General features: G+C 71.0%; 9 protein-coding genes. 7 read left to right on the top strand and 2 right to left on the bottom strand.

Going from position 1 to position 12,576, the window contains the following annotated elements; genetic code table 11:
• Positions 1–118: 118 nt before the first annotated feature.
• Complete coding sequence (locus IF28_RS0123165; protein WP_030223683.1) at positions 119–898, top strand: protein phosphatase 2C domain-containing protein; 780 nt, start codon at positions 119–121, stop codon at positions 896–898.
• A gap of 189 nt (positions 899–1,087) precedes the next feature.
• On the opposite strand, the gene IF28_RS0123160 is transcribed toward IF28_RS0123165, so the two are convergent.
• Positions 1,088–1,582 carry a MarR family winged helix-turn-helix transcriptional regulator gene (locus tag IF28_RS0123160; RefSeq protein WP_030223681.1) on the bottom strand — a complete coding sequence of 165 codons (495 nt, stop codon included), beginning with the start codon at positions 1,580–1,582 and terminating at the stop codon, positions 1,088–1,090.
• 229 nt (positions 1,583–1,811) lie between these two features.
• Here IF28_RS0123160 and IF28_RS0123155 point away from each other — a divergent pair, with 229 nt between their 5' ends.
• Complete coding sequence (locus IF28_RS0123155; RefSeq protein WP_030223680.1) at positions 1,812–2,627, top strand: lysozyme; 816 nt, start codon at positions 1,812–1,814, stop codon at positions 2,625–2,627.
• Between the two features lie 67 nt (positions 2,628–2,694).
• On the opposite strand, the gene lon is transcribed toward IF28_RS0123155, so the two are convergent.
• Positions 2,695–5,109, bottom strand: a complete 2,415-nt coding sequence (gene lon / locus IF28_RS0123150) for an endopeptidase La (protein ID WP_030223679.1) — start codon at positions 5,107–5,109, stop codon at positions 2,695–2,697.
• Between the two features lie 152 nt (positions 5,110–5,261).
• On the opposite strand from lon, the gene IF28_RS0123145 reads away from it, so the two are divergent.
• The 5 genes from IF28_RS0123145 to IF28_RS0123125 all read left to right on the top strand — a co-directional run bounded on the left by IF28_RS0123145 (position 5,262) and on the right by IF28_RS0123125 (position 12,303).
• Complete coding sequence (locus IF28_RS0123145; protein ID WP_030223677.1) at positions 5,262–5,951, top strand: spermidine synthase; 690 nt, start codon at positions 5,262–5,264, stop codon at positions 5,949–5,951.
• Positions 5,952–6,076: 125 nt separating this feature from the next.
• A complete protein-coding gene (locus IF28_RS0123140) occupies positions 6,077–6,817 on the top strand; it encodes a response regulator transcription factor (protein WP_030223674.1) in 741 nt (246 codons plus the stop codon).
• A complete protein-coding gene (locus IF28_RS0123135) occupies positions 6,814–7,926 on the top strand; it encodes a HAMP domain-containing sensor histidine kinase (RefSeq protein WP_030223671.1) in 1,113 nt (370 codons plus the stop codon). The genes IF28_RS0123140 and IF28_RS0123135 overlap by 4 nt, the downstream gene beginning before the upstream one ends.
• Positions 7,927–8,217: 291 nt before the next feature.
• Positions 8,218–12,042: a multifunctional oxoglutarate decarboxylase/oxoglutarate dehydrogenase thiamine pyrophosphate-binding subunit/dihydrolipoyllysine-residue succinyltransferase subunit gene (locus IF28_RS0123130; protein ID WP_030223670.1), complete on the top strand. Its 3,825-nt coding sequence runs from the start codon at positions 8,218–8,220 to the stop codon at positions 12,040–12,042.
• A gap of 81 nt (positions 12,043–12,123) precedes the next feature.
• A complete protein-coding gene (locus IF28_RS0123125) occupies positions 12,124–12,303 on the top strand; it encodes a DUF6104 family protein (protein WP_030223668.1) in 180 nt (59 codons plus the stop codon).
• Positions 12,304–12,576 lie beyond the last annotated feature (273 nt).

Genomic DNA, 12,576 nt, shown 5'->3' with positions numbered 1-12,576 from the left:
CTTCCCGGAGCGCTGCATTTGCCCCCAAAACAGGCGCCTGACCTGCACGGCCGGGCGGAACGGGCGACGAGCCAGGGGTTTTCGCGGCCCGTGTGGAGGGCTCGTGCAGACTGGCTGGATGCGTACTGAGCTTGTTTCGGAGCCCGGTGACCCCGGCCGCCCCAACGAGGACTTCGCGAGCGTCGGGCTTCCGGCGTCCGGGCAGGGCGGTTCGCTCGTGGTGCTGGACGGGGTCACGCCGCCCCGGGACGGCGGCGGATGTCTGCATTCCGTGCCCTGGTTCACCGCCCGGCTGGGCGGGGCGCTGACCGAACTGACCGTTTCCCGCCCGGATGTTCCACTGGCCGAGCTGCTTTCCCTCGCCATCGCGCGTACCGCGGGGAGCCATGCGTCAACCTGTGACCTTTCTCACCCCCGTACACCTCAGGCAACGGTGGCGCTGGCCCGCTGGTCACCGGCCTCGGTGGAGTACCTGGTGCTGTCCGACTCGGCGCTGCTCGTGGAGTCCCCGGACGGCACGGTCACCGCGCTGCTGGACGACCGGCTGGACCGCATCCCCCGTTCGGCCCTGGCCACCGACGCCCTGGTCGACAGCACGCTGCGCAACAAGGAGGGCGGCTTCTTCACCGCGGCGGCGGACCCGTCGGTGGCGTCCCGCGCGGTCACCGGCTCCCTGCCCCGCACCGGGGTACGTGCCCTGGCCGCCCTGACGGACGGCGCGACCCGCTGGGTCGACCGCTTCCACCAGGGCACCTGGCCCGACTGCCTCACCCTGATCCGCAAGGAAGGCGCCCGCGCCCTGGTCCAGCACGTACGAACCCTGGAACGCACGGGCCCACCCCGCCGAGGCAAAACCCACGACGACGCGACGGTGATCTACACGGAGCTGACGCCGTAGCCACGGGCAACCGCGCCGCCCCAGCGCCCCAGCTGCGGGCAGTCGTGCCGCTGGGGCGGCACGGGTGGGCGCAGCGGCACCCCCTCCAGCGGGGCCGGCGCACACCCCGCTCCCGCCAGCACCCGCACCCCGCACCCCGCACCTACAAGCAGCGGCCCCCGCAAACACAGAAGCGGCCCACCGCCCGCGTTACCGCTCCATCCCCCGGTTCAACTGCCCGAGCAACCGGGCGAGCTCCGAGACCTCCGCCGGGTCCCAGTCCGCCAACCGCCCCGCATACCGCGCCCGCCGGGCCTCCCGGACCCGCCGCACCCGCTCCTGCCCCTCCCCCGTCAGCGCGATCAACCACGCCCGCCCGTCCGCCGGATCCGGCTCCCGGACCACCAGCCCCAGCTCCTCCAGCGCCCGCAGCTGCCGCGACATCGTCGCCTTGCCGACCCCGATGTAGCCGGCCAGCTCGGTCGCCCGCTGCCGCCCGCACTCATCCAGACGGACCAGCAGCCCGTACGCGGACGGCTCCAGCTCCGGATGCACGGCCCGGGACATCTCCCCCTGACTGGCCCGCGCCCGCCGCAGCAGCACCGTCAACTCACGCTCCAGCGCGAGGAATCCGGGCTGATCCACACCCCGCGCGGCTGACGCGGACGCGCCCCGCTCCTCGCCGCCGTTCCCGTCTTCGTGCACGTTCGCCCCTGCTCAGGTTTCCGGTTCTGAAAGTTTCCCGCCAAGTGGCGACGTCGCCCCAGCTCCACCAGTATTTCGCAGGCGTAGACCATCGGCGGAGCGGCCACCCCGTCCCGTCGTGGTCCACGTACGCACTTTCCCCACCAGGCGATTAAGTGGCATGCCCACAACACGCAAGCAATGTGGCTCACATTCCGGGTTCGCCCCACCGACCTTTCGGAGATGCGTCATGCCTGTGCACAGATCCCGCATACGCGCGCTCGCGACCGCCGGCGCGGTCCTGCTCGCGCTGCTCTCCCTCCCCCACCCGGCCGGCGCGGCCGGAACCTCCCCCACCGCCCCTCCGCGCGGCTCCGCCCACATGGGTATGGGCGTGCTCGACCACGACGGGCAGGACGGCCTGCCCACCGCCCGCTCCACCCAGACGGAGGGCGTGGACGTCTCCAGCCACCAGGGCAACGTCGCCTGGACGACCCTGTGGAACAGCGGCGTCCGCTGGGCCTACGCCAAGGCCACGGAGGGCACGTACTACACCAACCCGTACCACTCGCAGCAGTACGGCGGCTCCTACGACGTCGGCATGATCCGCGGCGCCTACCACTTCGGCACGCCCGACACCGCGAGCGGCTCCGCCCAGGCCGACTACTTCGTCGCCCGCGGCGGCGCCTGGTCCGCCGACGGCCGCACCCTGCCGGGCGTGCTCGACATCGAGTGGAACCCGTACGGCGACGCCTGCTACGGCAAGTCGCAGAGCGCGATGGTGAGCTGGATCCGCGACTTCCTGGACCGGTACCGCGAGCGCACCGGCCGCAGCGCCGTCATCTACACGGCGACCAGCTGGTGGAAGCAGTGCACCGGTGACTATGCCGGCTTCGCCTCCACCACCCCGCTGTGGATCGCCCGGTACGCCTCCACCGCGGGCGAACTGCCGGCCGGCTGGAGCACGTACACGATGTGGCAGTACACCTCGACCGGCCCGACCGTCGGCGACCACGACCGCTTCAACGGCACCGTGGACCGCGTACGGGCCCTCGCGACCGGCTGATCCGGAGACGGGTGAAGGCCCGGGCCTCCCTCACGGGACCCGGGCCTCACCCGTCCGATCGCGTCCGTCACGCCGCGACCGGAACCTCCGGCGCCGCGCCGTTGGTGGCAGGCGACAGCGCCAGTTCCAGGACCTGGCGGACATCGGTGACGGCGTGGACGTCGAGCTTGTCCAGCACCTCCGCCGGGACGTCGTCCAGGTCGGGCTCGTTGCGCTTGGGGATGATCACCGTGGTGATCCCCGCGCGGTGTGCGGCGAGCAGCTTCTGCTTCACGCCGCCGATCGGCAGCACCCGCCCGGTGAGCGAGACCTCGCCGGTCATCGCCACATCGGTGCGGACCAGCCGGCCGGAGAGCAGCGAGGCCAGGGCGGTGGTCATGGTGACGCCCGCGCTCGGGCCGTCCTTGGGGACCGCGCCCGCCGGGAAGTGGATGTGCGCTCCCCGGTCCTTCAGGTCGCCCACCGGCAGCTCCAGCTCGGCGCCGTGACTGCGCAGGAAGCTCAGCGCGATCTGCGCCGACTCCTTCATCACGTCACCCAGCTGGCCGGTCAGGGTCAGCCCCGCCGCGCCCGTCTCCGGGTCGGCCAGCGACGCCTCCACATAGAGGACGTCACCGCCGGCGCCGGTCACGGCGAGCCCGGTGGCGACACCGGGGACGGCGGTACGGCGTTCGGCCGGGTCCTGGGCGGACTCGGGCACATGGTGCGGCCGTCCGATCAGGCCCCGCAGCTCGCCGTCCGTCACCGTGAAGGGCAGCTTCCGCTCCCCCAGTTCGTGCTGGGCCGCGACCTTGCGCAGCAGCCGCGCGATGGACCGCTCCAGGGTGCGCACGCCCGCCTCGCGCGTGTACTCGCCGGCCAGCTTGCGCAGCGCGCCCTCGTCGATCGTCACCTCGTCCTTGTCCAGGCCGGCCCGCTCCAGCTGGCGCGGGAGCAGGTGGTCACGGGCGATGACGACCTTCTCGTCCTCGGTGTAGCCGTCCAGGCGGACCAGCTCCATGCGGTCGAGCAGGGCCTCCGGGATGGCCTCCAGCACGTTGGCCGTCGCGAGGAAGACGACGTCGGACAGGTCGAGCTCGACCTCCAGGTAGTGGTCCCGGAAGGTGTGGTTCTGCGCCGGGTCGAGGACTTCGAGCAGGGCGGCGGCCGGGTCGCCACGGAAGTCGGAGCCCACCTTGTCGATCTCGTCGAGCAGGACGACCGGGTTCATCGAACCGGCCTCCTTGATCGCCCGGACGATCCGGCCGGGCAGGGCGCCGACGTACGTACGGCGGTGGCCGCGGATCTCGGCCTCGTCGCGGACGCCGCCGAGGGCGACGCGCACGAATTTGCGGCCCATCGCGTGGGCGACGGACTCGCCGAGCGAGGTCTTGCCCACGCCGGGCGGGCCCACCAGGGCCAGTACGGCACCGCCGCGCCGGCCGCCGACCACGCCGAGCCCCCGGTCACCGCGCCGCTTGCGCACCGCCAGGTACTCGGTGATCCGCTCCTTCACGTCCTGCAGGCCCGCGTGCTCGGCGTCCAGGACGGACTGGGCGCCCTGGATGTCGTAGGCGTCCTCGGTGCGCTCGTTCCACGGCAGCTCCAGGACCGTGTCGAGCCAGGTGCGGATCCAGGAGCCCTCGGGCGACTGGTCGGAGGAGCGCTCCAGCTTGTCGACCTCCTTGAGCGCGGCCTCGCGGACCTTCTCCGGCAGGTCGGCCGCCTCCACGCGGGCCCGGTAGTCGTCGGACTCCTCGCCCTCCTGCTCACCGCCCAGCTCACGCAGCTCCTTGCGCACGGCTTCGAGCTGGCGGCGCAGCAGGAACTCGCGCTGCTGCTTGTCGACGCCCTCCTGGACGTCCTTGGCGATGGTCTCGGCGACGTCCTGCTCGGCGAGGTGGTCGCGCAGCTGCTGGGTGGCGAGCTTGAGGCGGGCCACCGGGTCGGCGGTCTCCAGCAGGGCGGTCTTCTGCTCGGTGGTCAGGAACGGCGAGTAGCCGGAGTTGTCGGCGAGCGCGGAGACGTCCTCGATGGCCTGGACCCGGTCGACGACCTGCCAGGCACCGCGCTTGCGCAGCCACGCGGTGGCGAGCGCCTTGTACTCCTTGATCAGTTCGGTCACGTGTCCGGGCAGCGGCTCGGGCACGGTCTCGTCGATCCGGACGCCCTCCACCCACAGCGCGGCGCCCGGCCCGGTGGTCCCGGCGCCGATGCGGACGCGGCCCCGGCCGCGGATCAGGGCGCCCGGGTCGCCGTCGGCCAGTCTGCCGACCTGCTCGACCGTGCCCAGTACGCCGGTTGCGGCGTAGGTCCCGTCGACGCGTGGCACCAGCAGCACCTTCGGCTTCCCGGGCGCGGTGCGTGCGGCGGCCTGAGCGGCCTCCACCGCGGCGCGCACCTCGGAATCGCTCAGGTCCAGCGGAACCACCATCCCGGGCAGCACGACCTCGTCGTCGAGCGGCAGCACGGGCAGGGCGAGCGGTGTGGACTCAGCAGCCATGATCTCCCCTTCGGCAGTCAAGTTGAGCTATGCCGACTCAATGCAGGGGAGGCGCCGAATGTTCCCGAGGCCGCGTTCGCTCTGAGCGATCACCCCCGGGGGGTACATGAGGCCCCGGCCCGCCGTGGAAGGGGAGCTGCCAGGATGAACGCATGTCCACCCCGTACGGCATTCCCGAACCCCCCGAAGTCCTGGACCGTCGCGAGGGTCCGTACGGCGAGGTCGTGCTGCGCAGGCACGGCGGTCTGCTGCAGATCATCGCCAACGGCTGCTTCCTGATGGACACCTCCGACGGCCGCTCGGAGCGCCGGCTCGTCGATGTCGCGCTGGCCGCCCTCGGCCCGCGCGCGGCCGCCCCGCACGTGCTGATCGGCGGCCTCGGGGTGGGCTTCTCGCTCGCACACGCGGCCGGGCAGTCCCGCTGGGGACGGATCGCGGTGGTGGAACGCGAACCGGCCGTCATCGGATGGCACCGCGCGGGACCGCTCGCCGCGGTCTCGGCGAAGGCGCTGGCCGATCCGCGTACGGAGATCGTCGAGGCGGACCTGGTCGGGTACCTCGATGAGACGTCGGACACGTTCGACGCGCTCTGCCTCGACATCGACAACGGGCCCGACTGGACCGTCACCGAGGACAACGAGGGCCTGTACGAGCCGTCCGGACTCGCGGCCTGCGCGCGGGTGTTGAGACCGGGCGGGGTACTCGCCGTATGGTCGGCCAAGCCCTCCCCGGATTTCGAAGAAACCTTGCGGAATGCCGGGTTCCAGGGGGTGCGTACCGATGAGGTCCCCGTTGCCCGGGGCGTTCCGGACGTCGTGCACATCGGCGTCCGCCCTGGATAGCAAAGCCGTGGTGACTCCCCGTACGCTGCTGCCCTGACGCGGATCATTCAAGCGTCAATAGCAGTGATGCGCAGACGACGGATCACCCCACGGATTCCGGAAAAAGCACACCTCAGGGGCGGGCGATGGAGCAGACACACACCTCCCACAACGGCACGGCCACGACCACCCCCGGCGCTCAGCGCCGGGTCCTGGTGGTCGAGGACGACGCGACGATCGTGGACGCCATCGCGACTCGCCTCCGCGCCGAGGGATTCCTGGTGCAAACGGCGGGCGACGGCCCGTCCGCGGTGGACACGGCGGAGGCCTGGCAGCCCGACCTGCTGATCCTCGACATCATGCTGCCTGGCTTCGACGGCCTGGAGGTCTGCCGCCGCGTGCAGGCCCAGCGGCCGGTGCCGGTGATGATGCTCACCGCGCGCGACGACGAGACCGACATGCTGGTCGGGCTGGGCGTCGGCGCCGACGACTACATGACGAAGCCCTTCTCCATGCGGGAACTGGCGGCACGCGTGCACGTACTGCTGCGCCGCATGGAGCGGGCGGCCCTCGCGGCGACGACCCCGCGCAGCGGCATCCTGCGCCTGGGCGAACTGGAGATCGACCACGCGCAGCGCAGGGTGCGGGTGCGCAGCGAGGACGTCCATCTGACGCCCACCGAGTTCGACCTCCTGGTGTGCCTGGCGAACACCCCGCGCGCGGTGCTCTCCCGGGAGCAGCTGCTGGCCGAGGTCTGGGACTGGGCGGACGCCTCCGGCACCCGCACGGTCGACAGCCACATCAAGGCGCTGCGCCGGAAGATCGGCGCCGAGCGCATCCGCACCGTGCACGGCGTGGGCTACGCCCTGGAGACGCCGACGCCATGAGCGACGGGCCGGCCGGACGCGGAGGCCCCGGGGCACAGCCGCCCTGGGGCGGTGTACGCCCGTTCTCGATCAAGACCAAGCTCGGCGCACTCGTCGTCGTGTCGGTCCTGATCACCACCGGCCTGTCGGTGATCGCCGTGCACACCAAGACGGAGCTGCGCTTCATCACGGTGTTCTCGATGATCGCCACACTGCTGATCACCCAGTTCGTGGCGCACTCGCTCACCGCGCCGCTGGACGACATGAACGCCGTGGCCCGTTCCATCTCGCACGGCGACTACACCCGCCGGGTCCGCGAGAACCGCTGGGACGAGCTCGGCGACCTGGCCCAGACGATCAACGTCATGGCGGACGAGCTGGAGGCCCAGGACCGCCAGCGCAAGGAGCTGGTCGCCAACGTCTCGCACGAGCTGCGCACCCCCATCGCGGGTCTGCGCGCGGTGCTGGAGAACATCGTCGACGGCGTCACCGAGGCCGACCCCGAGACCATGCGTACGGCCCTCAAGCAGACCGAGCGGCTGGGCCGCCTCGTGGAGACCCTCCTGGACCTGTCCCGCCTGGACAACGGCGTGGTGCCGCTGAAGAAGCGGCGGTTCGAGGTGTGGCCGTATCTGTCCGGGGTGCTCAAGGAGGCCAACATGGTCTCCACCGCCCGCGCGGGCATGGCCTCCGGCTCGGGCAGCCACACGCGTACGGACGTCCATCTGCACCTCGACGTGTCGCCGCCCGAGCTGGTCGCGCACGCCGACCCCGAGCGCATCCACCAGGTCGTCGCGAACCTGATCGACAACGCGGTCAAGCACAGCCCGCCGCACGGCCGGGTGACGGTCAGGGCGCGGGTCGGGGCGCAGCAGGGGTCGCTGGAGCTGGAGGTGCTGGACGAGGGGCCCGGCATTCCGCGGACCGAGTGGCACCGGGTCTTCGAGCGCTTCAACCGGGGCAACGTCAACCGGCCGCACGGGCCGGGCAGCGACGGCGGCACCGGACTGGGCCTGGCGATCGCCCGCTGGGCCGTCGATCTGCACGGCGGCCGGATCGGCGTGGCCGAATCCGAGCGGGGCTGCCGGATCCTCATCACTCTTCCGGAAGCCTCTTCCGTACCAAGTTGACGTAAAGTTCGAAGCGGAGCCGCACGATCCATGCGTGTCCACGCTGACGGACACGTGTGATCAGGCAGAGGCCCGCGCGAGCTGAGCGCCGAGGCCCGGCGCAGTGATGCCTGACGCGGCCGGAAGAATCGAAACCAGGGTTGTTTCCCGCCATTTCATGCCCCGAAACGCTTGCCGCAATGTGACTTACGCGACGATGAACGGGCCCGGCCTGACCTTCTCGCTCTCGGGGGCGTAGCCTTTATTTCCGCTGTCCATCATCTTGCGAAGCGGAAGAGGGCGGTTGACGCCGTGTCGCCACAGTCCCCCAGTAACTCGAGCATCTCGACCGACACCGACCAAGCGGGCAAGAACCCCGCAGCGGCCTTCGGTGCCAACGAATGGCTCGTCGACGAGATCTACCAGCAGTACCTCCAGGACCCGAACTCGGTCGACCGAGCCTGGTGGGACTTCTTCGCCGACTACAAGCCGGGCGCGCCTGCCGCGTCGGCTCCGGCGGGTACCGCGGCCGCGGGGGCCGCGGGAACCTCCACCCCCACGGCCCAGCCGGTCACCCCGGCCCGGCCGGCCACCCCGGCGCAGCCGGCGGCCGCGCAGCCCGCTGCCGCCGCTCAGCCGGCCGCCAAGGCTCCCGCCGCACCGGCCCCGGCACCTGCCGCGGCTCCGGCCCCGGCGAAGACGGCCGCGCCTGCCGCGCCCGCCGCCAAGCCGGCCGCCGCGAAGCCCGAGGCCGCCGGCGCGGCGAAGACCGGCCCCGAGCAGGTCACCCTGCGCGGCCCGTCCGCCGCCGTGGTGAAGAACATGGACGCCTCCCTGGAGCTGCCCACGGCCACGTCCGTGCGCGCGGTCCCGGTGAAGCTGCTGTTCGACAACCGCATCGTCATCAACAACCACCTCAAGCGGGCCCGGGGCGGGAAGATCTCCTTCACGCACCTCATCGGCTACGCGATGGTGCAGGCCATCAAGGCCATGCCGACGATGAACCACTCGTTCGCGCGCGTGGACGGCAAGCCGACCCTGGTGAAGCCGGAGCACGTCAACCTCGGTCTGGCCATCGACCTGGTGAAGCCCAACGGCGACCGCCAGCTGGTCGTCGCGGCCATCAAGAAGGCCGAGACGCTGAACTTCTTCGAGTTCTGGCAGGCCTACGAGGACATCGTCCGCCGCGCCCGCGACAACAAGCTGACGATGGACGACTTCACCGGTGTCACGGTCTCCCTGACCAACCCCGGCGGACTCGGCACCGTCCACTCCGTGCCGCGGCTGATGCCCGGCCAGTCGGTGATCATGGGCGTCGGCGCCATGGACTACCCGGCGGAGTTCCAGGGCACCTCCCAGGACACCCTGAACAAGCTCGGCATCTCCAAGGTCATGACGCTCACGTCGACCTACGACCACCGGGTGATCCAGGGCGCCGCCTCCGGCGAGTTCCTGCGCGCGGTCGCCAACCTGCTGCTCGGCGAGAAGAACTTCTACGACGAGATCTTCGAGGCGCTGCGCATCCCCTACGAGCCGGTCCGCTGGCTCAAGGACATCGACGCGTCCCACGACGACGACGTCACCAAGGCCGCCCGTGTCTTCGAGCTGATCCACTCCTACCGGGTCCGCGGCCACGTCATGGCCGACACCGACCCGCTGGAGTACCAGCAGCGCAAGCACCCCGACCTGGACATCACCGAGCACGGGCTCACCCTGTGGGACCTGGAGCGCGAGTTCGCGGTCGGCGGCTTCGCCGGCAAGACCCTGATGAAGCTGCGCGACATCCTCGGCGTGCTGCGCGACTCGTACTGCCGCACCACCGGTGTCGAGTTCATGCACATCCAGGACCCGAAGCAGCGCAAGTGGATCCAGGACCGCATCGAGCGCTCGCACACCAAGCCCGAGCGCGAGGAGCAGCTGCGCATCCTGCGCCGGCTGAACGCGGCGGAGGCCTTCGAGACCTTCCTGCAGACGAAGTACGTCGGCCAGAAGCGCTTCTCCCTGGAGGGCGGCGAGTCCGTCATCCCGCTGCTCGACGCGGTGCTGGACTCGGCCGCCGAGTCCCGCCTCGACGAGGTCGTCATCGGCATGGCCCACCGCGGCCGGCTGAACGTGCTGGCGAACGTGGTCGGCAAGTCGTACGCGCAGATCTTCCGCGAGTTCGAGGGCAACCTCGACCCGAAGTCGATGCACGGCTCCGGCGACGTGAAGTACCACCTGGGCGCCGAGGGCACCTTCACCGGGCTGGACGGCGAGCAGATCAAGGTCTCCCTGGTCGCCAACCCCTCTCACCTGGAGGCGGTCGACCCGGTCCTGGAGGGCGTCGCCCGCGCCAAGCAGGACATCATCGGCAAGGGCGGCACGGACTTCACCGTCCTGCCGGTGGCGATCCACGGCGACGCGGCCTTCGCGGGCCAGGGCGTGGTGGCCGAGACCCTGAACATGTCGCAGCTGCGCGGCTACCGCACCGGCGGCACGGTCCACGTCGTCATCAACAACCAGGTCGGCTTCACCGCCGCCCCGGAGTCGTCCCGCTCGTCGATGTACGCGACGGACGTGGCCCGGATGATCGAGGCCCCGATCTTCCATGTGAACGGCGACGACCCGGAGGCCTGCGTCCGCGTGGCGCGGCTCGCCTTCGAGTTCCGTCAGGCGTTCAACAAGGACGTGGTGATCGACCTCATCTGCTACCGCCGCCGCGGTCACAACGAGACCGACAACCCCGCCTTCACCCAGCCGCTGATGTACGACCTCATCGACAAGAAGCGCTCGGTGCGCAAGCTGTACACCGAGTCCCTCATCGGTCGCGGCGACATCACCCTGGAAGAGGCCGAGCAGGCGCTGCAGGACTACCAGGGCCAGCTGGAGAAGGTCTTCACGGAGGTCCGTGAGGCCACCTCGCAGCCGGCCACGGTCGAGACCTCGGACCCGCAGGCCGAGTTCCCGGTCGCCGTGAACACCGCGGTGACCACGGAGACCGTCAAGCGGATCGCCGAGTCCCAGGTCAACATCCCCGACCACATCACCGTCCACCCGCGGCTGCTGCCGCAGCTGCAGCGCCGGGCGACGATGGTCGAGGACGGCACCATCGACTGGGGCATGGGCGAGACCCTCGCCCTCGGCTCGCTGCTCCTGGAGGGCGTCCCGGTGCGCCTCGCGGGCCAGGACTCCCAGCGCGGTACCTTCGGCCAGCGCCACGCGGTCATCATCGACCGCAGCACGGGCGAGGAGTACACGCCGCTGCAGTACCTCTCCGAGGACCAGTCGCGGCTGAACGTCTACAACTCCCTGCTGTCCGAGTACGCGGCGATGGGCTTCGAGTACGGCTACTCGCTGGCCCGCCCCGACGCGCTCGTGCTGTGGGAGGCGCAGTTCGGTGACTTCGTCAACGGCGCGCAGACGGTCGTGGACGAGTTCATCTCCTCGGCGGAGCAGAAGTGGGCCCAGACCTCCGGTGTGGTCCTGCTCCTCCCGCACGGCTACGAGGGCCAGGGCCCGGACCACTCCTCGGCTCGTCCGGAGCGGTTCCTGCAGCTCTGCGCCCAGAACAACATGACGGTCGCGATGCCGACCTCGCCGTCGAGCTACTTCCACCTCCTGCGGTGGCAGGCGCACAACCCGCACCACAAGCCGCTGGTCGTCTTCACCCCGAAGTCGATGCTGCGCCTGAAGGCCGCGGCGGCGAAGGCGGAGGAGTTCACCTCGGGCCAGTTCCGCCCGGTCATCGGCGACGACACGGTCGACCCGGCCGCGGTGAAGAAGGTCGTCTTCACGGCCGGCAAGGTCTACTACGACCTCGACGCCGAGCGGAAGAAGCGCGGCACGACGGATACGGCGATCATCCGCATCGAGCGCCTGTACCCGCTGCCGGGTGCCGAGCTCCAGGCGGAGATCAAGAAGTACCCGAACGCCGAGAAGTACCTGTGGGCCCAGGAGGAGCCGGCGAACCAGGGTGCCTGGCCGTTCATCGCGCTCAACCTGATCGACCACCTCGACCTGTCGGTCGGCGCCGACCTGCCGCACGACGAGCGTCTGCGCCGCATCTCGCGGCCGCACGGCTCGTCCCCGGCGGTCGGCTCCGCGAAGCGCCACCAGGCCGAGCAGGAGCAGCTGGTGCGCGAGGTCTTCGAGGCGTAGCCTCTCCGGCCGTCCGTACGGGCCGCACCCCTCTCACGGGGGGTGCGGCCCGCCCGTTTTCCCGCACCTATCCTTGTCCTCATGTACTTCACGGACCGTGGCATCGAGGAACTGGAGAAGCGGCGCGGGGAGGAGGAGGTCTCCTTCGAGTGGCTGGCCGAACAGCTCCGCACCTTCGTCGACCTCAACCCCGACTTCGAGGTCCCGGTGGAACGCCTGGCCACCTGGCTCGCCCGCCTGGACGACGAGGACGAGGACTAACCCCCTCCCCGGACACCCACGGCCCCACCCTGCACCCCCGCGCCCACACCTCGCCGGGACGAGCAGACCGGCGCCGGCCGAATGACGGCCATCCGCACCCACACGCCCGCCCACAGCCACACCCCGCCGCGCGGCAGCGGCCACCACCCGCCCCGACGCCCGCCACGGGCAGTAGCACCGCACGCTCCCGCTGCCCTCCGCGGGCAGTCATACCGCACCCCTCCGCCCTCCGCCCTCCGCCCTCCGCCCTCCGCCCTCCGCCCTCCGCCCTCC

Origin of the sequence: Streptomyces sp. NRRL WC-3626, assembly GCF_000718785.1 — a bacterium.
Taxonomy (GTDB): Bacteria; Actinomycetota; Actinomycetes; order Streptomycetales; family Streptomycetaceae; genus Streptomyces; species Streptomyces edwardsiae.
This window is presented reverse-complemented; position numbering and strand designations above follow the sequence as displayed.